A 23,141-nucleotide genomic window follows, 5' to 3' on the forward strand; every position below is an offset into this window, starting at 1 on the left:
GTGACATGACTACTGAAACCGATATGACTTTTGCTGATCTAGGTTTATCAGCACCTATTTTGACTGCACTGAATGACTTAGGCTACGAGAAGCCTTCTCCAATTCAGCAACAATGTATTCCTTTCCTTTTAAACGGCAATGATGTTTTAGGTATGGCACAGACAGGTAGTGGTAAAACTGCCGCATTTAGCCTGCCATTATTACACAATCTTGATGAATCATTAAAAGCACCACAAATTTTAGTTTTAGCACCGACTCGTGAACTTGCGGTTCAGGTTGCTGAAGCAATTGAAGATTTCTCTAAGCATTTACCAAAAGTAAATGTTGTTGCACTGTATGGTGGTCAGCGTTACGACGTTCAATTACGTGCGTTACGCCAAGGACCACAAGTTGTTGTGGGTACACCGGGTCGTTTATTAGACCATTTAAACCGTGGCACATTAGATTTATCTAAACTGAAAGGTTTAGTATTAGATGAAGCTGATGAAATGTTACGTATGGGCTTTATTGAAGATGTTGAAAACATCTTAAGTAAGATCCCAGCAGAACACCAAACAGCACTGTTCTCTGCAACAATGCCAGAAGCTATTCGTCGTATTACTCGTCGTTTCATGAATGATCCGAAAGAAGTACGCATTCAAAGTAGCGTAACAACACGTCCAGACATTAGCCAAAGCTATTGGATGACATTCGGCGCACGTAAAAATGAAGCATTAATTCGTTTCTTAGAAGCTGAAGATTTTGATGCGGCGATTATTTTCGTTCGTACTAAAAACGCAACATTAGAAGTTGCTGAAGCTTTAGAACGTAATGGTTATAACAGTGCGGCGTTAAATGGTGATATGAACCAATCACTGCGTGAGCAAACATTAGAGCGTCTGAAAAATGGTCGTTTAGACATTTTAATCGCGACTGACGTTGCAGCTCGTGGTCTTGACGTTGACCGTATCAGCCTTGTTGTGAACTATGATATCCCAATGGATTCAGAGTCTTATGTTCACCGTATTGGCCGTACAGGTCGTGCGGGTCGTGCTGGCCGTGCAATTTTATTCGTTGATAACCGTGAGCGTCGTTTACTGCGCAATATCGAACGTACAATGAAGATGACTATTCCTGAAGTAGAACTGCCAAATGCAGAACTTATCAGCCAACGTCGTCAGGAAAAATTTGCACAGCAAATCGCGCAACAATTAGAAACTAGCAACCTTGATCAGTATCGTGCTCTGTTACCTAAATTAGCTCCACAAGGTGAAGAAGCACTAGATATGGAAACACTGGCTGCGGTATTACTGAAAATGGCTCAAGGTGAGCGTGCGCTTATCCTGCCACCAGATCCAGTTCGTCGTCCTCGTCGTGAATTTAACGATCGTGACGATCGTCGTGGTGATGATCGCCGTCGCGGTGATAATGATCGTGAGCGTTCTCCTCGTCGTGAACGTCGTGATGCTGGCGAAATGGATTTATACCGTATCGAAGTGGGTCGTGATGATGGTGTTGAAGTTCGTCATATCGTTGGTGCGATTGCTAACGAAGGTGATATCAGCAGCCGTTACATTGGTAATATCAAACTGTATGGTTCTCACTCAACCATCGAGTTACCAAAAGGTATGCCAACAGACTTATTAAGTCATTTCACACGTACGCGTATTATGAACAAACCACTGAATATGCAATTAGTGGGTGATGCTCAATCTCAGCCTTTCCGTGAGCGTCGTAATAACAGCCGTCGTGATGGTCAACCACAAGGTGGTCGTCGTTTTAACAATGGTGATCAACCACAACGTCGTGGTAATAATGACCGCGGTGGTGAGCGTAGTAACGATCGTGGTGGCGAGCGCGGTAATTTCCGTGGTCGTAACAACGAAGGTACACCTCGTCGTCGTAGCAGCTCTCATAACCAATAAGAGCTTGCATTCACTCAATATTAAATTGAGTTGATGATAAAAAATTGAAACCAGTCAACGAAAGTTGGCTGGTTTTTTTATGCTTATTTTAATGATATAAAATCTATCACGACTCATTTCCATCAATAATAGGAAAGCTTATGCAAGCTAATCATTTAGAGTTACGTTGTATTCAGCAAGATGCTGATACGCAACGTGCAGACTTTAATTTTTATATTGATGGTAAAGCACTGGATAAATGGTTGGGGTTTGAGAAACAAACAGATTTACGCTTTTCAGATTTTGACTTGGATTTTTTTGTTGTTGATAAAGCTCGTTTCCCTAATTACGATCGCGATAAAATTATTCGTAGTAAAATAGAACAATATTTAGGAAATAAACCTGTTTACACTCAATTAGATAATAATCGATTGGTGTTGTATCGTTGTCATTGTGGCAGTGATTATTGCTCTGTGATCTCTTGTGATTTAGAAATTACAGAGGATGAGGTGAAGTGGAATAATATTGCTTATGAAGATGGGTTAGATAAAGAAGACGCACTAGAGCTTGATGAACATGGTATTACACCTATTGAGCAGCTTATTTTTGATCGTAAGCAGTATCAGCAAATTTTTAATGAGTACTTAGCTCAATATTTATAAATATCTAAATACTCATTTATTTTATTATTAACTTAAGCCAATCGCTTCTTTTAACGGTTTAAGATAGCGGCGGCTAACAGGAATTTGGCTGTTATTATGTAATATCAATTCGGCTTGCCCATTATCGCCAAAAATAATCTCATTAACATAATCCATATTCACTAAATATTGACGATGGCAACGTACTAATTGTGTTCGTGTTTCTAAAGTCCGTAATGTCAATTCTGTAAAGCCTTCTTGGCCTTGATTATTTGTCACATAGACACCACTGAGCCTTGATGTTGCAAATACAGCCTCATCAATTGGCATTAACCAAATACGGCTATGCCCTGTACATGGAATACACTTTAAACGCTCTTCAGGAGGTGTTAAGAGATCGATATTTTGCTTATTACCTTGGCGTAGACGATTTAATGTTTTTGTTAAACGCTCTTGCTCTAATGGCTTAAGTAAATAATCAAAAGCATGTTCTTCAAAAGCTTGGATCGCATACTCTTCAAATGCGGTTAAAAAGACGATATAAGGGCGATGTTCAGGATCAAGCATTGTGACCATTTCAAGGCCAGTAATGCGAGGCATCTGAATATCAAGAAATACAACATCAGGCTTTTTGCGATGTATTTCTCCTATTGCTTCAATCGCATTACTACATTCACCAACAATATGAATATCCTTTTCAACTTCAAGTAAACAACGTAAGTTTTCACGAGCCAGTGGCTCATCATCAACGATTAATATATTCATTGTTATGTAACGTTATCCATGCTTTTTTCTAGAGGTAAGCAAATTTTCACCTTTGTATATTCATCGGCTTGGCATTCAACTAAAACACCATAAAGCTCGCCATAGCGTAATTTTAATCGCTTATCCACTAGTCTCATGCCTAAACCTAATTGATGCGACGGGCATTGAGGATGGTAAAGTCCAGCATTATCACAAATTTCGATAATGATTAAATGATGCTCTTGATGTGCTCTAATTGTAATCTTTCCTGTGTCTAATAACTGTGACGTTCCATGTTTAATTGCATTCTCGACCATCGGTTGAAGAGAAAAAGCCGGTAAGCGTGCATTCGCTAAGCTTTCAGGAATTTGAATATCAATCTGCAAGCGTTCCTGAAAACGCGCTTTCTCGATTTGTAGATAGGCGTTTACATGTTCGATTTCGTCACTTAATGTCACCACCGCTTCTGGTCTTTTTAAATTCTTACGAAAGAAAGCAGAAAGAAATTGCACGAGTTGCTTTGCTTGCTCGCTATCACGTCGAATAACTGCTTGCAGTGTATTTAGTGCATTAAAAAGAAAGTGAGGATTAACCTGAGCATGTAAGAGTTTAATCTCTGACTCTAAAAGCGATTGCTTATTTCGCTCATATTGCCCTGCTAGAATTTGTGCAGATAATAGGCTTGCGATACCTTCACCCAAGGTGCGGTTAATAGAACTAAATAGGCGATTTTTAGCCTCATAAAGTTTTATTGTTCCAATCACTTGATTATTTTCACCTCTTAACGGAATAACTAAGGTTGAACCTAGCTTGCAATGAGGGGAAAGAGTGCAACGATAGGGCGTTTCATTACCATCAGCATAAACAACTTCATTATTATTAATGGCTTGTTTAGATTGATCTGATGAAATAGGTGTACCCGGTAAATGGTGGTCCGCGCCAATGCCAATAAAGGCGAGTAGCTTTTCTCTATCTGTAATGGCAACCGCACTGACTCTTAATTCTTGATAAATCACTTTTGCTACACGGGTGCTATTATCTTGGTTAAATCCTTTACGTAAAATACCTTCAGTACAGACAGCGATTTTTAATGCTTGTGCTGAGAATGCACTGGTATATTTTTCAAATATAGCGCGTCTATCTTGTAATATTCGAATAAACATTGCAGCACCAACGGTATTTGCTACGATCATAGGAGCGGCAATATCTTTCACTAAAGCCAGTGCTTCATTAAACGGACGTGCCAATAATAAGATGATGCTCATCTGTATTATTTCAGCAAAGAAAGTCACCGCAGCGGCTGTCCATGGGTTAAATATTCGATACATCTGCCCATGTTTTACGTAATAACGGTGAACTAATCCGCCGATTAATCCCTCGACAATGGTCGATACCATACAGCTAAAAGCAGTCATGCCACCGAGTGAATAGCGGTGTAAGCCTCCGGTAAAACCCACAAGGAAGCCAACGTAAGGGCCTCCTAGCAATCCGCCTAAGACAGAGCCAATAGCACGCGTATTGGCAATAGAATCATTAATATGTAGCCCAAAATAGGTACCCATAATGCAGAAAATAGAGAATATGACGTAGCACATCAACTTATGTGGTAGTTTTATCGTGACCTGTAAAAGTGGCGTAAATAGAGGTGTTTTGCTTAAAAACCAAGCAATAATTAAATAAACGCACATTTGCTGTAATAACAGCAAAATAAGATCAAATTCATACATAAGTATTGAGTACCGTTCTCTTTTCTATCTGATAAACATAAAAAGTTCAGATAAAACGGGGATATTAATTAGGCGATAAAGTTTGATATAAGAATAACTTAATCGCACTATCAAAGAAAATATTCCTTTGCATCAGTGATCTGGCGCACAAAATTCTTAAAGAAATTCTGAGTTATTGTGTAATATAACTCTGTCAGTGAGTGTTCTACTTCACTATTAAGGTCTAATCGTTATATGAAAAAAAGAGCCATCTATCTTATTTTATTAATGCTAATACTAATTGCATTAGCCATACTTTTCCGCGCGCATAATCAATATTTATTATTGCAAGGAGAAGTTGACGCTCCAGAAGTCATTGTTGCCTCTAAAGCCAAAGGCCGTGTTATTGAACGCCATATAGAGCGAGGTGATGATGTCAAAAAAGGGCAATTAATGATCACATTAGAAAGCCCTGAACTCAATGCGCAAGTTGCTGCACTTGAGGCCGCCAAAGCACAAGCTCAAGCTCAATTAGATTTGTCATTACATGGCACAAGAGAAGAGAGCATTCGTAATCTAGAAGCAGTGTTATCTCAAGCTAAAGTAGAAGCTGCAAATGCAGCAAGAGATTATCAGCGTATCAGCGCGGTAGCTAATCAAGGCTATGTATCAGCAACAGAGTTGGATAATGCGCGCCGTAGCCGTGATGTTGCATCACAACGTGTCAGAGGCGCTCAAGCAGAATTGGATGAAGCCAAAAATGGCGATCGTATTGAATTACGCCATAAATACACCGCCGCGGTGCAACAGGCAGAACAACAACTTATTGAGTTGAAGATCCAACAAAACGACTTACAAGTTAAAGCACCAGTAGATGGCGAAGTCGGTCCTATTCCTGCGGAGATAGGTGAACTCTTTAATGCCAATAGTCCACTTGCTACCCTTATTCGTATTCCTGATGCTTATTTTGTTTATAACCTTCGTGAAGATATTTTAGCGGATATTCGCAAAGGTGATCGTATTACTATCACGGTTCCTGCATTGGGTAATAAAGAGGTAGAAGCTGAAATTCGCTATATCGCTCCAATGGGTGACTACGCAACAAAAAGAGCGACAAGAGCCACTGGTGATTTCGATTTAAAAACGTTTGAGATCCGATTGTATCCTGTGACGCCAATTGAAGGGCTTCGCCCTGGTATGAGTGCATTATGGCGTTGGGATAAATAAGGACAAACAATGAGAGTAAAGGCAGCTTGGCGTGGCTTTAGTAGCGCATTTTCACGAGAAACGCATATGGCAGTACGTAGCCCAGTTTTTCACTGGCTAAGCTGGCTATTTCCATTGATGTTGTTCACGTTAATTAGTGCTAACTTTTCTGAAGGCACGTTGCTGAATTTGCCAGTTTCGGTGATCAATAACGATAATAGTCCATTATCGAGAACACTGATCAGAGACTTAAATGCAGGCTCTCATGCGCAATTAAATACGCTAGATGGAAATCCTCGTACAGCAATGGAACGGCTTGGTAGTGCAAAAGATTACGCGATACTCACCATTCCTCGACACTTTGAAAGTAAGGTCTTAGCGGGAAAACAACCCACTACACGTATGTATTACAACGGGTTGTATTATGCGGCTGGGAGCTACGCAATACAGGATTTTAGTGGATTAATCGCAGAGCTTAATGCGCAATACCGTACTGTTTTAGCTCAAGAGATGAATAAACCAGTTCCTCCATTGGCAAAAGTGACGCTCTCTTATGACAGCTTATTTAATGCCAGTGGCAGTTATATTTATTATCAGCAATTTGCAGCTACTATTCATATGCTCCAACTCTTTGTCGTGACTTGTACGATTTATTCGTTATCACGCGGTAATATGCTATTGAATATTAAGCCTTTCACATTTGCCCTTATTGGTAAACTCACGCCTTATACACTGTTTTTCTTAACCTTGTTAATTGTTGAATTAGCGGCATTAGTGCATTTTTCGGGGGCGAAGGTAAACGGTAATCCGCTATATATGGTGCTAGTGGGATTCTTCTATATTATTGCGGCTCAAAGTGTGGGGTTGCTGCTCTTTGCGTTTACCAATAGCGCGATAACGGCATACAGTATGATAGGTATGTTGGTGAGTATTGCATTGGCATTTTCAGGTATGGCTGTACCTGAACTTTCGATGATCTTACCTGCACAGATTATTTCTAATTTAGAGCCATTAACTCACGCCTTAAATGCCATGTTTGATATCTTTTTAAGAGAAGTATCACTACAAGGTATTTTATATGTTTGTTCGCTCTTGCTGATTTATCCTTTTGCTATCGCCTTCTTAGTTCGCAAACGCATTTTTAAACGATTGGAATTACAGGTAGGTGTTGCATGATGCAGATGTATTTCCAAACTTTTAAGCGCGTTCTACTGGGTATGTTAGAAAAGCCGATGTGGATGCTACTTATTGTTTCCCTATGTATTATGAGTTTGGTGTATGCCAAACCTGTATTATGGGATTTACCTGTGGCAGTGATTAATCAAGATCATAGCCCCGCAAGCTATTCACTTATTCGGGCATTAAACTCGACACCTAAATTAAGTATTAATAATTACGATAATTTAGATGAAGCTCGTCACGATATGATTATGCGTGAGCTCTTTGCCATCATTATTATTCCAACTGATTTTGAGAAGAAATTACTGAATGGTAAAGATGTCACTGTTCCGGTTTTTGGTGATGCTACAAACCGTCTTGCCAGTGGACAAATTCAGCAAGAATTGATGTTGGCTTATCAACAGTTATTAGATTCTTATAATGGGCGTATTTTACAAAATGCGGGCTTTAGTGTTGAGCAATCGAGAATTCTATTAAAGCCAATCCAAGGCGAAACTATAGCGATGTATAACCCAGGGGTAAGTTTTGCTGCAATTATTTTCCCGGGCTTATTAGTCATGTTATTACAACACTCGCTCTTAATTGCTTGTGTCCGTGTCAGTATTGCAGTGAGAAGTACGCCAAAAGGAAAGCCACCATTAGCGGTTTATTTAGGAGCGTTATCTGCACTTATTCCTATTTGGTTATTTTTATCTGCCGTGTTCTTTGCACTATGGCCTTGGGTATTAGGCTATCGCCAAGAGGCTCCGCTTTACCAAGTATGGATGCTTACTTTCCCATTCCTATTGGCTGTATTAGGTCTTGGTAAATTGATTACAGAGTGCTTACGCAGTGTTGAGATGATTTATCTGACATTGGCGTTTGTAACAACACCTGTATTCTATATTTCCGGCACGATTTGGCCATTACAAGCGATGCCTGACTGGGTATTTGCAATCTCATCCGCACTACCTTCTACATGGGCAGTAAACGCCATGGCTGGTATTAACCAAATGGGATTATCATTCCAAAGCATATTGGGTGATATTGTGATGATGTTGGTTTTAGGCGTGATTTACACCGTGTTAGGTGTGCTGGTGGGTATGTTACGTAATGGAGAGTTAAGGCATATTACGCACCAATTTAAGCATTGGTTACATCATCGCGGTTCTAAATAGTGATTAGAGCACTGAAATGCAAATCCCTTTAGGAAGAATAAATCCACTCTACGATTAGATTGAAATAGAGTGGATAACGAAACTTATTCTACCAACTCCAATCCTGCCAACTTACGCCAATAGCCGTTACAGTCATGGTGATGAATTGTTGTCAGTGGTTGTTGACCTTGTTCATTTTGGCGAAATTGTTGTAAGGTATCAAAAATAGCATCAGATTCAGGAGATAAACGGATAATATCCACTAAGCCTGTCATTGATGTTTGATCGTTACCTAAGTTATAACAATAGCCACTTTGTGTTTGAATACCATTAAGAACAAATACTTGCTGATTTTCTTGTGAGCGTACTTCACGACCTTGAGGGTATTTTTGGCAGCAGGTTTCACAATCATCTTTAGAGCGATTTTCAGAACGAGCAGTAAAACAGCGCGCTGAATAAGCCAAAGGAAGATGCCCATAAGCCAGCACTTCAACCTCGAACTTATCTCTAATACCTAATGTTTCACATTGGGTTAGAAGGTTGCTTAACCATTCGCGAGAAAGCTCAACAGGCATACACCAACGCATCATTCCTTGTTTATGCAACAAACGTAACGCATAAGCGTTGTAGCAATTAAGCCCGTGACCTGCCACAAAAGGGAGATGACGCTCGTAAAGCATATTGATCACACCAAAATCATGCGCCTCAACTAAAAACTCACCGTTATCAACTAACTTAGCAATTTCTTTTAATTCCGAAGGTGCTTGTAATAATGCTAAGGTAGAAAGCACCACTTGCTTACCACTTTTAGCGACTTCTTTGGCGAGATTTATCCAATCTTGAGGCTTGGTTTCTCGGCGTTTACTACAAACCGTTTCACCTAAATAAATAATATCAGCATCACTATGTTTTGCTTTTTCATAGAAGGCTTCAAGTGCTTCTTTTTGCCAATAATAAAGTACAGAGCCTAATGCATATTTCATTTTCTTATCCTTATTATTGCCATTTGCGGTGATAAGCACCCAATGTTGTTTGTGTTCCTTCTGAAATTTTTCCTAATGCGTTCATCCAACGAGGGTTAGTACTAAAGCCTTGAGGATCTTTTTTGCATTGATCGATAGCTGCACGCCAAACTCTTGCGACTTCAGTAACATAAGCAGGACTACGTTGACGACCCTCAATTTTGACGGATGCGATATTCATCGCCATTAACTCTGGTAATAGTGAAAGCGTATTGAGGCTCGTAGGCTCTTCTAATGCGTGATAACAGTGGTCATCAACAAAATAACGCCCTTTGCATAATGTTGGATAACCCGCATTCTCGTCGGGTGAATAGCGGTCGATAAGTACGTCATTAAGGCGAGACTCCATTCCTTGTGGTGTCTGTTGCCAACGTACAAAACGAGCCGGAGAGCAAGCACCTACGGTATTAGGGGATTCACCGGTTAAATAAGAAGATAGATAGCATCGACCTTCAGCCATAATACATAAGCTACCAAAGGCAAAAACTTCTAAAGGTACTGGACTAGTTTGTGCTAATTGTTTTACTTGATGAATAGATAGAACTCGAGGAAGAACAATACGAGCCACATCAAAGTTACGTTGGTAAAATTCAATCGCTTGTGTATTGGTTGCAGAAGCTTGCACTGAAACATGGCGCTCAATATGAGGATAACGCTCTGCGGCATACTCTAACATGGCGATATCCGCCAAAATAAGCGCATCAGCACCTAAAGATGCTGCCATATCAACCGCTTTTTGCCAGCGTTCAAATCCATCAGGGTGAGCAAAGGTGTTTATTGCAATATGCAATTTTCGCTGGTGGCGGTGAACATAATTAACCGCTTCTTGTAACTTCTTTTCTGTGAAATTTAAACCCGCAAAATGTCTTGCATTCGTATCATCTTTTAAGCCGATATAAACGGCATCCGCACCATTATCTATGGCCGCTTTTAAGGCAGGTAAATTACCTGCTGGGCACAGCAATTCCATCTTCACTTCCCTTTAGAAATTAAGAATGATCAGAAATTGTAATGAGCAAGATAAAAAAAGGTTTTGATTTAGGGCAGAGAACTCTGTTTTTTGCTTAAGTAAAATCAAAGAACTCAAAATGTGAACAACGGATTAACCGAATATTGATATAGGATCGCAGAATATCTGTCTATATCTGGCACAATAGCCCGTAATTTTATTTATAGGAGTCCGAACGTGTTTAACAAAATTCGTACCCATTTGGTTAAAGAGGGTCCTCGTTTTTTACGTTACCCTTTACAGGTTACCCCATTTGCTCTGCAACGCGATATCTTAGAACAGTTTTTAAGTTGGCAGTTTCGTGAGTCGTTAGCTGAAGGTGATTTACACTTTTTAGAAGATAAGTGGCTAAAAGTTGAGATAAGAGACTTACATTTACAGTGGTTTATCAGTGTTCGTGATGATAAATTAGTGGTCAGTCGCTTAGAAAAAGAAGATGTCAGCTTTAGCGGAAATGCTAATGATCTTATTTTAATTGCTGCTCGCAAAGAAGATCCTGACACCTTATTTTTCCAACGTCGTCTACAAATTGAGGGTGATACAGAACTCGGGTTATATGTTAAGAACCTGATGGATGCAATTGAATTAGACTCAATGCCATCTGTGTTGCGTTTTGGTTTATTACAACTGGCTGAGTTTGTAAAAAGTGGGCTTCAAGAAGAAAAAGAAGACACTCTGCACAGCCATGAACTGAGCTCAACTTCATGCTAATACGTGTTGAAATTCCCGTTGATATTCCTGCAATTGATAACCTTTTACGCCAAGCGTTTCCGACAGGTAGTGAAGCTGATTTAGTCGGGCATTTACGAGAAGAAGGGTTATTAACATTAGGCATGGTGGCAATTAACGATGAAGGCCAATTAATTGGCTATATCGGTTTTACACCTGTTGATATTGATGGAAAAGATTGCCAGTGGGTAGGACTTGCACCACTTGCTGTTGCGCCTGATTTCCAAAACCAAGGTATTGGACGTCAACTGATTAATGAAGGGCTAGATAGCCTAAATGAATTTGGTTACGGTGCCGTTGTGGTGTTGGGGGAGCCTGAGTATTATCAAAAATCAGGTTTTATCCCAGCTAAGTCACAAGGCTTACATTGCAAATGGCCTGATACAGAAGAGGCTTTTCAGCTTTATGCGTTAGAAAATGGCAATGTTGATGACATCCATGGTTTAGTCAACTATTCACCATTGTTTGACCAATTTAGCTAAATTTATTTATCCTGTATTAAATACAGTGCAATGTCTGAAGGCTGGTCAATGATCAGCTTTTCTTTTTGCGTCTTTTTCAACTGTTTTAACTGGTATTCAAGTTGAGAAGCACGCTGTCTATTCCCTACCTGACAATAAAATTCTAATAATAAAGGGCCTTTACCTTTCAGTGCCTTAGCGCCCGTTCCATTCTGATGTTGTTGAAAACGCCTCTCAACATTTGTCGTGATCCCTGTATAAAGAGAACCGAGACGATTTCTAACAATATAGAGTGACCACATTGTCTCCGTCATCATTTTTTCCTTTTCGTGCTACTTTCTCTTTTGATAAATAATACTTCTTAATTTTTTAATTGAGTAATTTATCGTTTTATCAGAATGAAATCTATTAGATATATCAATATGTTGTGAAATATTTGTGACAGTAAGTTCTATCATTTAAAAAATAACATTCAATTTTTTTGAAAATGAACAGCAATTATTGCTAATTTTAAAGTTAAACTAAAGCGCATAATATGATCCACATCACAGAGAGACACTCCGCGATACCTAACAAAATTAGAATTTATTTGGAGTTTATTATGAAAAAATCTACATTAATCGCTGCTACATTAGCTTTAAGTGCTATTTCATTTGGTTCAATCGCATCTGATAGCGTATCAAAAAGTCCTTCAGTGAATGGTGAGTATATCACAATCACAGGTAGCGATACTTTAGATGGTTTAACAACTAAAATTGCTCAAATTGCAAAAGATGAAGGCGCAAAAGGCTTTAAAGTTGTTGGTGCTACAGGTGATGATTACCTCACTGTAAATGCTGAAATTTATCGTTAATTTTAACTGTTTTCGATAAATAACCTGTAATAAGAGACACGCGGTAAGACGCTCGTTTTGGTGATATAATTATCAACTAAACAGCGTCTCTTTTTGTATCTATACAGGTATATTATGTCTCCTTTAGACTCGATCAAAATAATTAAACAATATATGCGTGAAAACCATGTGTTCACCTTATGTACAACACGTTCATTGGGTGATATTTGGTGTGCTAATTGTTTTTATTGGTTTGATGAAAGTCAGATGAGGCTTGTTTTTCTTTCTGAAAAGAAAACACGTCATGCTCAAATGATGCAGGAAAACTTATTAGTTGCAGGAAGTATCAGCACACAAGAAATTACCGTATCAGATTTACAAGGTATTCAATTCACGGGGGCTGTTTCTTTACTAACTGGTAAGGACGACATCAACGCAAGAAAACATTATTGTTTACGCTTTCCTGTCGCATTAGCCGCCATCCATGTGCCTTTATGGGAGCTACAATTGCAAGAAATTAAGATGGTGAATAATCAATTAGGTTTTGGTACTAAGCTCTATTGGCAATGTGATTAAACTTTTTTCTTAACTTTCCACTATTCCCAAAAGTAATGATTTTTTTGTTCCCATCCTTTTAAAGACATACAAGAGGTATAGAAGGTTTTTCTGTCTTCTTGGTTAATGTCTTCAACATAGCTTTCTGTCATTGGTACACGTTCAGTGTAGGTTTTTTTATCACCGCAGTGATCTTTGTCATCTTTACGACACGTCTTTTGCACATCACGATAAACAGTACGTTGTAGCACTTCTTTGCGGATAGGGTAACGAGTATTGGCATCAAACTCACAGAGCATTTTCGCTTCCTGCAATGTGTAATCTGATGAACCTTTGGGCTCCCAAGTACTGCTACAACCAGAAAGTAAGATTATTGAAAATAAAGGGAAAAGTGCTAATTTCATATCAAGTATCATCATAAAAAGAATAGTTAAGAGCGCTAATAATAAAACAAAACTAATCACTTTGACTATCATTTTTGAAAATGATTCGCATTTGATAACGGAGGTGATTAAATGAGAATGATGAAAGAAAAAAGCCCACTATAAAAATGGGCTTCTAGATATTATCTCAATTTATGAATAACCTGATTACTACTACCACGCCACAATAATCCGGGATCATAAAGTTCCTGTACAAACTTTCCATCAATTAGCACGTTTATATAGCTAACAACTTCTTGTTGCTCTGGTGTCAAATCTGCCAGTAAATAGCCTGTCCAAACCCAAATATCTTTTTCAGGGCATTCGGTTTTGACTCGTTTTACCAAGTGCAAAATTGTAGATAAATTTTGCGGATGTAAAGGATCACCCCCTGAAAGCGATAATCCTTGTCGTTTAATTCGACTGTCTTGAAGATCCGCAATAATCTGATCTTCCATCTCTTGTGTAAATGGCTTGCCTGACGTTAATGACCACGTTGATTTGTTATAACAGCCTCGGCATTGGTGTATGCACCCTGCAACAAACAGGGTGCAACGAGTACCAGGACCATTGACAACATCAACAGGGTAATATTGATGGTAATTCACACTCTTAACCTAATTGACCATTTGCCAGATGTTTCACACGACGCTTAACTTCTTCTTGCTTACCCGCATTAAATGGGCGTGAATCTGGGCTACCTAAATATCCACATACACGGCGGATCACTGAAACTCTTGCAGGGTTGTGATTACCACAACGTGGGCAAGTAAAGCCTTTGCTAGTGCAAGAGAACTCACCGGTATAACCACAGTCATAACATTCATCAATCGGAGTATTCGTTCCGTAATAAGGAACGCGGGTATAGCTGTAATCCCACACATCCTCTAATGCTTTAAGGTTATGCTGTAAGTTTGGATATTCGCCGTAACAAATGAAACCGCCATTTGCTAATGGAGGATAAGGCGCTTCAAAATCCAGTTTGTCGTATGGATTTACTTTTTTCTCAACATCTAAGTGGAAGCTATTGGTGTAATAACCTTTATCTGTCACACCCGGTAAAATACCGAATTCAGCTGCATCTAAGCGGCAGAAGCGATCACATAAGTTTTCACTTGGTGTGCTGTAAAGGCTAAAGCCATAACCTGTTTCTTCTTTCCACTGATCTGTTGCTTCACGCAGACGATTAATAATCGCCACTGCTTTTTCTCTTAAGGTTTCATCATCAAAAACGTGTTTTTCAGTACCAAACAGTGCATTAATGGTTTCATGAACACCGATATAACCTAATGAGATTGATGCTCTGCCATTTTTAAAGATTTCAGAGACATTATCATCTGCTTTTAAGCGAACACCACAAGCACCTTCCATATAAAGGATAGGGGCAACACGCGCTTTGACGTTTTCTAAACGAGCAATACGAGTCATCAGTGCTTTTTTCGCTAGTTCGAGGCGATCATCAAGTAGTGACCAGAATGTTGCTTCATCACCTTGAGCTTCAATCGCAATACGCGGTAAGTTCAGGCTGATAACACCGAGGTTATTACGACCTTCATGGATCATCTCGCCATTTTCTTCGTAAACACCTAAGAAGCTACGGCAACCCATTGGCGTTTTAAATGAACCTGTTACTTTAACGACTTGATCGTAATTTAAGATATCGGGATACATGCGTTTACTTGCACATTCGAGAGCAAGTTGTTTGATATCGTAATTAGGATCACCAAATTTATGGTTTAAGCCATCTTTAATGGCAAAAACAAGTTTAGGGAAAACAGCTGTTTTACGGTTTTTGCCTAAACCAGCCATGCGATTTTCAAGAATAGATCGTTGAATTAAACGCGCTTCTTTCGACGTACCAAGGCCAAAACCAAAAGTGACAAATGGGGTTTGTCCATTAGCAGTATGTAGTGTATTAACTTCATACTCTAAAGATTGGAATGCGTCGTAACACTCTTTTTCAGTACGCGCATTAGCATAAGCTTCTTTATCAGCAATCTGCCACTCTTGCGCTACTTTATAGTGTTTGTCATAGCTTGATTTTACAAACGGCGCTAATACTTCATCGATACGATTTATCGTTGTACCACCATAAATATGGCTTGCCACTTGTGCGATAATTTGTGCAGTTACTGCTGTTGCTGTTGAAATAGATTTAGGGGGTTCTATTTCCGCATTTCCCATTTTAAAACCGTTGTTTAACATGCCCTTAAGGTCAATTAGCATACAGTTAAACATTGGGAAAAACGGTGAGTAATCGAGATCATGATAATGAATTTCACCACGCTCATGAGCGAGTACCACATCTCTTGGCAGGATATGCAATTTTGCGTAATGTTTAGCCACAATACCCGCAAGTAAATCACGCTGGGTAGGGATAACCTTACTGTCTTTATTCGCATTTTCATGAAGAATAGAGACATCACTTTGTTCGATAAGACCTCGGATTTCCTGAGTTAGTCTTCCACGTTGCTCACGAGCAACATCTCGGTCATGACGGTATTCAATATAGGCTCTGGCAACATCTTTATGTTCGCCAGCCATCAGCTGATTTTCTACGGCGTCTTGGATCTCACGGATATCGACATTCGAACGTCCTGCGAGAGATTGTGAAACGGATTGCGCGACAGAATCGCAATAATCATCATCAGTGATCTCACAAGCTACGGCGGCTCTTTTGATAGCATCGCTGATGCGGGTTTGGTCAAAAGAGACTTTACATCCGTCTCGTTTTATCACAATGGTTTTCACAATCTTGCTCCTTAACTATTTATCCACAGGCTCAAATCCCATAAAAACAGGTGATGGCACAGCATTCAGGCTTATTGTGGATAAGATGTGTATAATTACTATATGTTGTAGGTCGGTATGTATTAAAGCACAATATATAGTAATTGAAAGAGAAATAATCTTCATTAAAACTGATCTGCATCAAGGTATTTTTGCTACATCAGGCATCAAGAGGGATTGGCTGAATTGTAAATATGTGCCAAAAACAGAAGTGATAAATTATTCATCAAAAAGTGAGAACATAAAAAAAGCAAAGTGCTCATAAAGAGACCTTTGCTTTTTTATGGCTTGCTGTTGAGACGAAATTAACGGATAGCGATAACTTCGATTTCTACTTTTGCATCTTTTGGTAAACGTGCAACTTCAACACAAGAGCGAGCAGGGAATGCAGCGTTATGCTCTTTGAAGAATGCTTCATAAGCAGCATTGATCGTACCGAAATCATTTAAATCTTTTACGAAAACAGTTGTTTTGATGATATTAGCAACAGTTAAACCCGCTTTTTCAATGATTGCTTTTACGTTTTCTAAAGATTGACGAGCTTGTTCTGCTGCATTATCAGAAACAAATTCACCGGTTGCAGGATCAACAGGTAATTGACCTGAAGTGATCACTAAATTACCTAAATCAACGCCTTGTACATAAGGGCCAATCGCAGCTGGGGCTTTATCGGTATTAATTTCGTAAGACATGTAGAACTCCTGTTTTTATAAGATTAACGCTAACATTCGATTAGTGCGACGCTATTATAGCCAGCGCTTCAGGTTAGCAATATGACAGATGTCAGGCTTTATCATAAAGTCTGCAATTATAAAAAGAAAATGAACTCATGTAATTACTTCATTTTGATGTGTATTTTTCCCTGAATAAAAGGGCTTTTTATAGAAAAATTTTTTATAAAAATCATTTTTTATATAAGTTTATTTTTCAAAAATATCCCGTTTATGCTTTTAGAGTGGAATTATTCTATAATGAAGAAACATCGTGCTTTTTATAACAACTTTTATCGATGTATTGTTTGATGCAAGATTTAGAATAATAGTAGGTGGCTATGACGCAATTCAATTCACTTTCTGGTATCACCGCTTTTGTTGCAACGGCTCAAACAGGTAGCTTTACTGAAGCTGCATCTCGTTTAGGAATAACTAAATCAGCCGTTGGGAAAAGTGTGACTCGGTTAGAAGAGCATTTAGGTATTAATCTACTATTAAGAACAACACGACGTTTAACGTTGACCTCTGAAGGTGAGTATTATTTACAGCAGTGTCAAATAGCACTTTCTATTCTTGAACAAGCTAATAATCAAGTTCAAGAAAACCAGTCGGTATTAACAGGAAAAATTCGTCTGGATTTACCGTCTGCTTTTGGTCGTAAATGTATTATGCCTGTTTTAATGACATTAATGGATAAGCAGCCCCAGCTTAAAATGAGTGTTTCATTTAGTGAGCGCTATATTGATATGCATGAGGAGAGCGTGGATTTAGTCGTTCGTATCGGGCATTTACCTGATAGTAGCAATGTTGTTGCACGACAACTGACAACACAAAAACTGGTTCTCTGTGCTTCACCGATTTATTTGCAAAAATATGGCATACCTAAAGAAATCGAAACGTTATCAGACCATCGTTGTATTGTGGGATTTCGGCAAGATACCCCTTTTTATTGGATGCTAAAAGAAGAAGGAACCTTCCACCAATATATTCCAACTCCTTTTTATGAACTTGCTGATGGTGATGCAATGCTTGACGCAGTGATCCATGGCTATGGTATTGCTCAACTTCCGTTATGGATGATTGGGGATAAGCTTAAAGAAGGGCAATTACAGCGCATCTTGATCAAAACAGAAGGGTATCAATCTCCTATCAATATGATGTGGCATAAAGGGCAAAAACTACCACCTAAAACACGTTATATAGCAGATGCATTGCTTCAGGTGGCAAAAGAAGGCGGATTTGATGAGTAAATATTTATTGCTGATAAGCCATTTCACAATTTGGTGATTGCAATCGTACTCGTAACCAAATGGTACCCAATGCAAGTAGTGAAAAAAGTATACCTACCCAAATTATCATTTGTAATTCAATGTGTTGAATAACCCAAGCTCCTACCATAGAACCCACAGTTATCCCTAAATTAGAAAAGGCGATATAAAGGCTATTTGCAAATTCGGGTGCTGCTTTTGCATCTCTCATTAACCATGTTTGAGAAATAATTAATCCTGATGTGTGTAACATGCCCCAAAGAATGATCAGAGGGATCATGGCAAGCGCCTGAGAACCGCTTAACCAGATAAATAAATAGATAAAACAAAACAAGATTGGGTAAGTTATCGTTGTTTTAACGACATTTCGCTGTAAATAGTGACTAAAAATAAAATTACCAAAATAACCACTCACACCAAATACAATCAGTAATGTGCTGGTCATATTGTTTGAAAACCCTGTGATATTCACTAAAAAATCAGCAATATAGCTAAATCCAGCAAACATGGCTGAAAAAATAAGTGTCACAGTAATAATGCTCAACCAAACTGTTGATTTTTTTAATACTTTTAATTGATCACTAATTTTAAGCGGTGCAGTGACTTTAATTGAAGGCACAAAAAACACAATACCAATAAAAGCGATAACACTGGTGATAGCGCCAAACCCAAATGCCATACTTAATGACCAAGTTTCAGCAATAAAAGCGCTAAGTGGCATACCTAAAACCATTCCCACCGCAACACCAGAAAAAACAATAGCAACGCCATGAGTGGATTTTTCTACTGGTACTGAATTTGCCGCCACCATCAGTGCTATTGCAAAAAATAGCGCATGGGTAAATGCAGGCAAAATACGAAAGAGCAAAATAACGTGATATTGATGTGTTAATGCATAAACAGTATTGGAAATAATAAATAAAGCCATTATGACCAACAGTATCGTTTTGCGATTAAATCGCCCAAATAAAAGTGTAATAGTAGGACCTGTTATTGCGACAACAATCGCGTAAATGCTGACTAAAAAGCCCACTTGTGGCGCAGTGATATTCATTTGTTCGACAAGTTGTGGTAGCAATCCAATCACCGCAACTTCGGTTGTGATCACACCAAAAACAGCCAGTGACAGTGTTAAAAGTAATAAGCGAGTTTTTGTTTGCATAAGTCTATCCGCAGAAGGCGAAAATTCGTCTCTGTTAAAGTAATTAAGTAAGTGATTTAGCGGATATATCCAGTCTTTATGGTGACAAAAAGTGAGAGAAAACAGAAGATCTACTTTGGTGATTCTAAGTAGAGAAAATATCTACAATGAAGAGTATTGTTGCTTTAATAGATAGTTATGACAAAAAAACTATCTGCCCTTGCGAGCAGATAGTTAAAAGAATTAACGAATAACCGCGTGGCGTTCGAACTCTTTTTCACAGTACTTGCAGGTTAATACAACATCTGAGGCCAGTTTTTTGACACGGAAACTGCTTTGTACTGGCTCGTTATGGCTAATACAGTTGCTATTAGGACAAGGCACCACATCTTCAAGCAATTCTGGCAAGCTTAATGCCATTTTATTAACGACTTGATAATCATCGATGATATTTACAGTTGCTTGAGGCGCATACATCGCTAAACGGTTTGCTTGCTCAGAGGTTAAAAAGACATTTTCGATTTTAATTAAGTCTTTTTTACCTAAATTTTCTGAAGGTAAATTAAAACCTACTGTTATTCTTTCATCCGTTTCTGTTAAGCGAAATAGTGACAGAATTTTAAAGCCCACCTGCGCTGGAATATGATCAATAACAGTCCCACGTTTGATAGCTTCAACTTTTAGTTTGTGATCATGTGTCATGGTGTGCTCCTTATTAAAGAACTAAGTTTTTATTCAGAACTAAGGCAAGTAATGCCTGACGTGCGTAGATACCGTTGCCTGCTTGTTGGAAATAATAAGCGTAAGGTGTTTTATCTACATCTGTCGTGATTTCATCGATACGTGGCAGGGGGTGTAGGATCTTAAGGTTATCTTTCACATTCACAAGATCTGCACTGGTTAAGATAAATTGTGCTTTAACATTCGCGTATTCAGATGGGTCTAAACGCTCTTTTTGTACGCGAGTCATATACAGAATATCTAGTTCTGGCATCACTTCATCTACTGTTTCATGTTGGCTGTATTCAACACCATTTTCTTCCAGCAAGTGAAGAATATGCTCTGGCATGGCGAGTACTTTAGGGGCGATAAAATAGAGATGATTACCTTTAAATTTCGCCAATGCTTGTGCCAGTGAATGTACTGTTCTGCCATATTTTAAGTCACCGACCATCGCGATATTGAGGTTATCTAAACGGCCTTGTGTTTCTTGGATGGTAAACAAATCCAGCAAAGTCTGTGTTGGATGCTGATTTGCACCATCACCCGCATTGAGTACTGGAATATCGCCCGCAAACTCAGAGGCTAAACGTGCTGCACCTTCTTGAGGATGGCGAATAACAATGGCGTCAGCATAAGTGCGAAGAACCGAAATGGTATCCGCTAATGTTTCACCTTTTTTACCCAGTGAAGTGTTGCTTCCATCAGAAAAACCGACAACTGATGCACCTAGGCGGTGGATAGCTGTCTCAAATGATAAGCGAGTACGTGTTGATGCTTCAAAAAAGCAGCTCGCAATCACTTTGTCTTTCAACAATTCGTTATTAGGTTGCTGTTTGAGTTTATTAGCAACGTGAAGAACAGACTCCAAATCTTCCCTGTCCAGATCATTGATGGAGATAATATGCTTTTGGTAGAGCGGATTAGTCATTAGAGTTCTCCTTTGGCGATGAATTGTGCGATAGATGGTTTTTTATAGGCCAAAAAAAACCCCTCAATAAGAGGGGCTTTAAAAAATTGGGCTATTGGAAAAAAGAGAATGCGCTTGCGACCAGTTAAGGTGCTTGTTTTTGTTACGAATTGGAATAGGCGCTGTTTCATCTTTCCTCCTGACAAATTGTGGCGCATTATACGCATCTTAGAGTTGCACGCAAGCGTTTGCTTTTATTTTTTGCAAAAAAAATTTTTTTAATTTAAAAATCAATAAGCTTGAGATAAAACAAAGAAAACACCTATTTTTTCATAAATAAAAAATAGGTGTTTTGCATGATTATGTATTTTAGAAAGGATTTGCAAGGGTAGCGACCATCACTGCTTTTATGGTGTGAAGACGATTCTCTGCTTCATCAAACACAATGCTGTGTTTTGATTCAAAAACCTCATCAGTAACTTCAAAGCCACCATAGAGATTAAATTCTTCAGCTAATGCTTTACCCATCGTTGTTTCTTCGTCATGAAAAGCGGGTAAACAGTGAAGGAATTTGACGTCTGGATTTCCGGTTAATTTTATAACATCCATATTGACCTGATAAGGCTTCAGTAACGCAATACGCTCTTTCCAAACCTCTTTTGGTTCGCCCATAGAAACCCACACATCAGTGTAAAGAAAATCAGCGTTTTTAACACCTTCAGCCACATTTTCAGTTAGCGTGATATTTCCGCCATTTTTCTTGGCAATTTCTTGGCATTGAGCAACTAAACTCGCTTCAGGCCAACATGCTTTAGGCGCAACTAAACGTAAATCCATACCTGTTAATGCAGCCGCTTCCAGCATAGTATTACCCATGTTGTTACGAGCATCACCAAGGTAAGCAAATACCGTTTCTGATAATGGTTTAGCTTGATGTTCAGTGATAGTCAGTAAATCGGCTAATAACTGTGTTGGGTGGAATTCATTGGTTAAACCATTCCAAACAGGTACACCTGAATATTGTGCAAGTGCATCTACTGTTTTTTGTCCATAGCCCCGATACTGAATACCATCGTACATACGACCTAATACACGAGCAGTATCTTTTATCGATTCTTTATGTCCAATTTGGCTTCCTCCCCCCAGATAAGTCACTCTTGCACCTTGATCAAATGCAGCGACTTCAAACGCACAACGGGTACGTGTTGAGTCTTTTTCAAAAATTAGTGCGATATTTTTTCCAGTAAGATACTGAGTTTCTTGACCGGATTTTTTGGCTTTTTTCAATTGTGCTGACAATGTAAGTAGTTGTTGAATTTCAGCAGGTGAAAAATCAAGTAAACGTAAGAATGATTTCTGATAAAAAGGGTTCATAGAGTGATATCCTGTCATTGAATTTATATTCAATTTATATCAATAAATATTCATCATCAACCCCTAAAGGAAAACTTTTAATTTAAACAGTATGCGATAAGGAGATCATATTAAGTATGGAGTGTTGATCCTGCCTGTGGGACAATGAACGAGATACCTTTTCAGACTATTGCGGAGCATGATTATGGCGGACAGCAAAGAGTTAGCAGAACAACGTGAAGAAACACGTCTTATTATTGAAGAATTACTGGAAGATGGCAGTGATCCTGATGCACTGTATGCCATTGAGCACCATATTTCTTGTGAAAATTTTGAAACACTAGAAAAAGCAGCCGTTGAAGTTTTTAAATTAGGTTACGAAGTGACTGAGCCTGAAGAAATTGAAGTCGAATCAGGTGAGATTTTAGTTTGCTTTGATGCAGTCAGTGAAAGTGGTTTGAATGCTGAACTTATTGATGCTCAAGTTGAGCAATTAATGAATTTAGCTGAAAAAATGGGTGTCTATTACGATGGTTGGGGTACTTATTTTGAAGATCCTGACGCAGAGTATGATGATGAAGAGGGTGAAGACGAAGACGACGAAGAAGAGTCTGATAAGTCATCACGTTTACATTAATTTTTGCTAAATGTTGTCCTTTTGTACCTGATTTTTCAGTGCAATATAGCACCAGCCACAAAATTGTTGCTTTGTGACTGGTGT

25 protein-coding genes are annotated in these 23,141 nt (G+C 38.8%); 11 read left to right on the plus strand and 14 right to left on the minus strand.

From position 1 onward, the window contains the following. Positions 1–5: 5 nt before the first annotated feature. Both EHE21_RS01505 and EHE21_RS18860 read left to right on the plus strand, forming a co-directional pair. A complete protein-coding gene (locus EHE21_RS01505; protein ID WP_151434027.1) occupies positions 6–1,904 on the plus strand; it encodes a DEAD/DEAH family ATP-dependent RNA helicase in 1,899 nt (632 codons plus the stop codon). A 140-nt stretch (positions 1,905–2,044) separates the two neighbouring features. Next, the gene (locus EHE21_RS18860) at positions 2,045–2,545 is read left to right on the plus strand and encodes a hypothetical protein (RefSeq protein WP_228766722.1); all 501 of its coding nucleotides are present in this window, start codon (positions 2,045–2,047) and stop codon (positions 2,543–2,545) included. 27 nt (positions 2,546–2,572) lie between these two features. On the opposite strand, the gene btsR is transcribed toward EHE21_RS18860, so the two are convergent. Both btsR and EHE21_RS01520 read right to left on the minus strand, forming a co-directional pair. Then, positions 2,573–3,289 (minus strand): two-component system response regulator BtsR, encoded by a 717-nt coding sequence (gene btsR / locus EHE21_RS01515; RefSeq protein ID WP_023583566.1) that lies wholly within the window; start codon positions 3,287–3,289, stop codon positions 2,573–2,575. A 2-nt stretch (positions 3,290–3,291) separates the two neighbouring features. Then, positions 3,292–4,995 carry a sensor histidine kinase gene (locus EHE21_RS01520; protein ID WP_194951658.1) on the minus strand — a complete coding sequence of 568 codons (1,704 nt, stop codon included), beginning with the start codon at positions 4,993–4,995 and terminating at the stop codon, positions 3,292–3,294. Positions 4,996–5,229: 234 nt separating this feature from the next. On the opposite strand from EHE21_RS01520, the gene EHE21_RS01525 reads away from it, so the two are divergent. The 3 genes from EHE21_RS01525 to EHE21_RS01535 are packed head-to-tail and all read left to right on the plus strand — an operon-like array spanning position 5,230 to position 8,516. Beyond that, a complete protein-coding gene (locus tag EHE21_RS01525; RefSeq protein ID WP_194951659.1) occupies positions 5,230–6,201 on the plus strand; it encodes an HlyD family secretion protein in 972 nt (323 codons plus the stop codon). Between the two features lie 9 nt (positions 6,202–6,210). After that, positions 6,211–7,356 carry an ABC transporter permease gene (locus EHE21_RS01530; RefSeq protein ID WP_088493973.1) on the plus strand — a complete coding sequence of 382 codons (1,146 nt, stop codon included), beginning with the start codon at positions 6,211–6,213 and terminating at the stop codon, positions 7,354–7,356. Then, positions 7,356–8,516, plus strand: coding sequence for an ABC transporter permease (locus EHE21_RS01535; protein ID WP_088493972.1), 1,161 nt, complete (start codon positions 7,356–7,358; stop codon positions 8,514–8,516). The genes EHE21_RS01530 and EHE21_RS01535 overlap by 1 nt, the downstream gene beginning before the upstream one ends. A gap of 83 nt (positions 8,517–8,599) precedes the next feature. Here the strand turns inward: EHE21_RS01535 and EHE21_RS01540 are convergent, their stop codons facing one another. Together EHE21_RS01540 and ubiU are read right to left on the minus strand one after the other, a co-directional pair. Continuing rightward, positions 8,600–9,478, minus strand: coding sequence for a U32 family peptidase (locus tag EHE21_RS01540; protein WP_088493969.1), 879 nt, complete (start codon positions 9,476–9,478; stop codon positions 8,600–8,602). Between the two features lie 13 nt (positions 9,479–9,491). Beyond that, a complete protein-coding gene (gene ubiU / locus EHE21_RS01545; RefSeq protein WP_088493968.1) occupies positions 9,492–10,487 on the minus strand; it encodes a ubiquinone anaerobic biosynthesis protein UbiU in 996 nt (331 codons plus the stop codon). Between the two features lie 216 nt (positions 10,488–10,703). Between ubiU and ubiT the strand changes: the two genes are divergently transcribed. Next, on the plus strand, positions 10,704–11,237 hold the full coding sequence (gene ubiT, locus EHE21_RS01550; protein WP_006535669.1) for a ubiquinone anaerobic biosynthesis accessory factor UbiT: 534 nt from the start codon (positions 10,704–10,706) through the stop codon (positions 11,235–11,237). Beyond that, positions 11,231–11,737, plus strand: coding sequence for a GNAT family N-acetyltransferase (locus tag EHE21_RS01555; RefSeq protein ID WP_088493967.1), 507 nt, complete (start codon positions 11,231–11,233; stop codon positions 11,735–11,737). The genes ubiT and EHE21_RS01555 overlap by 7 nt, the downstream gene beginning before the upstream one ends. Before the next feature lie 2 nt (positions 11,738–11,739). On the opposite strand, the gene EHE21_RS01560 is transcribed toward EHE21_RS01555, so the two are convergent. Further along, complete coding sequence (locus tag EHE21_RS01560) at positions 11,740–12,030, minus strand: GIY-YIG nuclease family protein (protein WP_098941343.1); 291 nt, start codon at positions 12,028–12,030, stop codon at positions 11,740–11,742. 287 nt (positions 12,031–12,317) lie between these two features. Here EHE21_RS01560 and EHE21_RS01565 point away from each other — a divergent pair, with 287 nt between their 5' ends. Both EHE21_RS01565 and EHE21_RS01570 read left to right on the plus strand, forming a co-directional pair. Continuing rightward, a complete protein-coding gene (locus EHE21_RS01565) occupies positions 12,318–12,569 on the plus strand; it encodes a YdgH/BhsA/McbA-like domain containing protein (protein ID WP_075673608.1) in 252 nt (83 codons plus the stop codon). 114 nt (positions 12,570–12,683) lie between these two features. After that, complete coding sequence (locus EHE21_RS01570; RefSeq protein WP_194951660.1) at positions 12,684–13,124, plus strand: YhbP family protein; 441 nt, start codon at positions 12,684–12,686, stop codon at positions 13,122–13,124. A gap of 20 nt (positions 13,125–13,144) precedes the next feature. Here the strand turns inward: EHE21_RS01570 and EHE21_RS01575 are convergent, their stop codons facing one another. The 4 genes from EHE21_RS01575 to EHE21_RS01590 all read right to left on the minus strand — a co-directional run bounded on the left by EHE21_RS01575 (position 13,145) and on the right by EHE21_RS01590 (position 17,007). Continuing rightward, a complete protein-coding gene (locus EHE21_RS01575; RefSeq protein ID WP_194951661.1) occupies positions 13,145–13,507 on the minus strand; it encodes a hypothetical protein in 363 nt (120 codons plus the stop codon). A gap of 161 nt (positions 13,508–13,668) precedes the next feature. Continuing rightward, positions 13,669–14,133: an anaerobic ribonucleoside-triphosphate reductase-activating protein gene (nrdG, locus tag EHE21_RS01580; protein WP_194951662.1), complete on the minus strand. Its 465-nt coding sequence runs from the start codon at positions 14,131–14,133 to the stop codon at positions 13,669–13,671. A gap of 4 nt (positions 14,134–14,137) precedes the next feature. After that, positions 14,138–16,276, minus strand: coding sequence for an anaerobic ribonucleoside-triphosphate reductase (nrdD, locus tag EHE21_RS01585; RefSeq protein ID WP_194951663.1), 2,139 nt, complete (start codon positions 16,274–16,276; stop codon positions 14,138–14,140). Between the two features lie 344 nt (positions 16,277–16,620). Beyond that, on the minus strand, positions 16,621–17,007 hold the full coding sequence (locus EHE21_RS01590; RefSeq protein WP_006535650.1) for a RidA family protein: 387 nt from the start codon (positions 17,005–17,007) through the stop codon (positions 16,621–16,623). Positions 17,008–17,366: 359 nt separating this feature from the next. Here EHE21_RS01590 and EHE21_RS01595 point away from each other — a divergent pair, with 359 nt between their 5' ends. Further along, positions 17,367–18,278 carry a LysR substrate-binding domain-containing protein gene (locus EHE21_RS01595; protein WP_194951664.1) on the plus strand — a complete coding sequence of 304 codons (912 nt, stop codon included), beginning with the start codon at positions 17,367–17,369 and terminating at the stop codon, positions 18,276–18,278. A 4-nt stretch (positions 18,279–18,282) separates the two neighbouring features. On the opposite strand, the gene EHE21_RS01600 is transcribed toward EHE21_RS01595, so the two are convergent. From EHE21_RS01600 to argF, 5 genes are all read right to left on the minus strand, one after another. Continuing rightward, positions 18,283–19,458 carry an MFS transporter gene (locus EHE21_RS01600; protein WP_194951665.1) on the minus strand — a complete coding sequence of 392 codons (1,176 nt, stop codon included), beginning with the start codon at positions 19,456–19,458 and terminating at the stop codon, positions 18,283–18,285. 222 nt (positions 19,459–19,680) lie between these two features. Continuing rightward, positions 19,681–20,139 (minus strand): aspartate carbamoyltransferase regulatory subunit, encoded by a 459-nt coding sequence (gene pyrI / locus EHE21_RS01605; protein WP_006535648.1) that lies wholly within the window; start codon positions 20,137–20,139, stop codon positions 19,681–19,683. 13 nt (positions 20,140–20,152) lie between these two features. Further along, positions 20,153–21,088, minus strand: coding sequence for an aspartate carbamoyltransferase (gene pyrB / locus EHE21_RS01610; RefSeq protein WP_088493958.1), 936 nt, complete (start codon positions 21,086–21,088; stop codon positions 20,153–20,155). After that, positions 21,088–21,258, minus strand: a complete 171-nt coding sequence (locus EHE21_RS01615) for a hypothetical protein (RefSeq protein WP_164996119.1) — start codon at positions 21,256–21,258, stop codon at positions 21,088–21,090. Before EHE21_RS01615 ends, pyrB begins: the two co-directional genes overlap by 1 nt. A gap of 178 nt (positions 21,259–21,436) precedes the next feature. Beyond that, positions 21,437–22,441: an ornithine carbamoyltransferase gene (gene argF, locus EHE21_RS01620; RefSeq protein WP_088493957.1), complete on the minus strand. Its 1,005-nt coding sequence runs from the start codon at positions 22,439–22,441 to the stop codon at positions 21,437–21,439. A 184-nt stretch (positions 22,442–22,625) separates the two neighbouring features. Here argF and rraB point away from each other — a divergent pair, with 184 nt between their 5' ends. After that, entirely contained in the window at positions 22,626–23,057 is a 432-nt protein-coding gene (gene rraB / locus EHE21_RS01625) for a ribonuclease E inhibitor RraB (protein ID WP_151434047.1), read from the plus strand. The last annotated feature ends 84 nt before the right edge of the window (positions 23,058–23,141 follow it).

The organism is Proteus sp. GOKU, from assembly GCF_015475555.1.
GTDB classification, from domain to species: domain Bacteria; phylum Pseudomonadota; class Gammaproteobacteria; order Enterobacterales; family Enterobacteriaceae; genus Proteus; species Proteus mirabilis_B.

Excerpts from the sequence above, each read along its gene's own strand:
- argF (WP_088493957.1), bottom strand. The coding sequence starts at position 22,441 with ATGAACCCTTTTTATCAGAAATCATTCTTACGTTTACTTGATTTTTCA.
- EHE21_RS01505 (WP_151434027.1), top strand. The coding sequence starts at position 6 with ATGACTACTGAAACCGATATGACTTTTGCTGATCTAGGTTTATCAGCA.
- EHE21_RS01555 (WP_088493967.1), top strand. The coding sequence starts at position 11,231 with ATGCTAATACGTGTTGAAATTCCCGTTGATATTCCTGCAATTGATAAC.
- EHE21_RS01535 (WP_088493972.1), top strand. The coding sequence starts at position 7,356 with ATGCAGATGTATTTCCAAACTTTTAAGCGCGTTCTACTGGGTATGTTA.
- btsR (WP_023583566.1), bottom strand. The coding sequence starts at position 3,289 with ATGAATATATTAATCGTTGATGATGAGCCACTGGCTCGTGAAAACTTA.
- rraB (WP_151434047.1), top strand. The coding sequence starts at position 22,626 with ATGGCGGACAGCAAAGAGTTAGCAGAACAACGTGAAGAAACACGTCTT.
- pyrI (WP_006535648.1), bottom strand. The coding sequence starts at position 20,139 with ATGACACATGATCACAAACTAAAAGTTGAAGCTATCAAACGTGGGACT.
- EHE21_RS18860 (WP_228766722.1), top strand. The coding sequence starts at position 2,045 with ATGCAAGCTAATCATTTAGAGTTACGTTGTATTCAGCAAGATGCTGAT.
- EHE21_RS01540 (WP_088493969.1), bottom strand. The coding sequence starts at position 9,478 with ATGAAATATGCATTAGGCTCTGTACTTTATTATTGGCAAAAAGAAGCA.
- EHE21_RS01595 (WP_194951664.1), top strand. The coding sequence starts at position 17,367 with ATGACGCAATTCAATTCACTTTCTGGTATCACCGCTTTTGTTGCAACG.
- EHE21_RS01570 (WP_194951660.1), top strand. The coding sequence starts at position 12,684 with ATGTCTCCTTTAGACTCGATCAAAATAATTAAACAATATATGCGTGAA.
- EHE21_RS01590 (WP_006535650.1), bottom strand. The coding sequence starts at position 17,007 with ATGTCTTACGAAATTAATACCGATAAAGCCCCAGCTGCGATTGGCCCT.
- EHE21_RS01530 (WP_088493973.1), top strand. The coding sequence starts at position 6,211 with ATGAGAGTAAAGGCAGCTTGGCGTGGCTTTAGTAGCGCATTTTCACGA.
- EHE21_RS01565 (WP_075673608.1), top strand. The coding sequence starts at position 12,318 with ATGAAAAAATCTACATTAATCGCTGCTACATTAGCTTTAAGTGCTATT.
- EHE21_RS01525 (WP_194951659.1), top strand. The coding sequence starts at position 5,230 with ATGAAAAAAAGAGCCATCTATCTTATTTTATTAATGCTAATACTAATT.
- EHE21_RS01600 (WP_194951665.1), bottom strand. The coding sequence starts at position 19,458 with ATGCAAACAAAAACTCGCTTATTACTTTTAACACTGTCACTGGCTGTT.
- EHE21_RS01615 (WP_164996119.1), bottom strand. The coding sequence starts at position 21,258 with ATGAAACAGCGCCTATTCCAATTCGTAACAAAAACAAGCACCTTAACT.
- EHE21_RS01560 (WP_098941343.1), bottom strand. The coding sequence starts at position 12,030 with ATGACGGAGACAATGTGGTCACTCTATATTGTTAGAAATCGTCTCGGT.
- pyrB (WP_088493958.1), bottom strand. The coding sequence starts at position 21,088 with ATGACTAATCCGCTCTACCAAAAGCATATTATCTCCATCAATGATCTG.
- EHE21_RS01575 (WP_194951661.1), bottom strand. The coding sequence starts at position 13,507 with ATGAAATTAGCACTTTTCCCTTTATTTTCAATAATCTTACTTTCTGGT.
- ubiU (WP_088493968.1), bottom strand. The coding sequence starts at position 10,487 with ATGGAATTGCTGTGCCCAGCAGGTAATTTACCTGCCTTAAAAGCGGCC.
- EHE21_RS01520 (WP_194951658.1), bottom strand. The coding sequence starts at position 4,995 with ATGTATGAATTTGATCTTATTTTGCTGTTATTACAGCAAATGTGCGTT.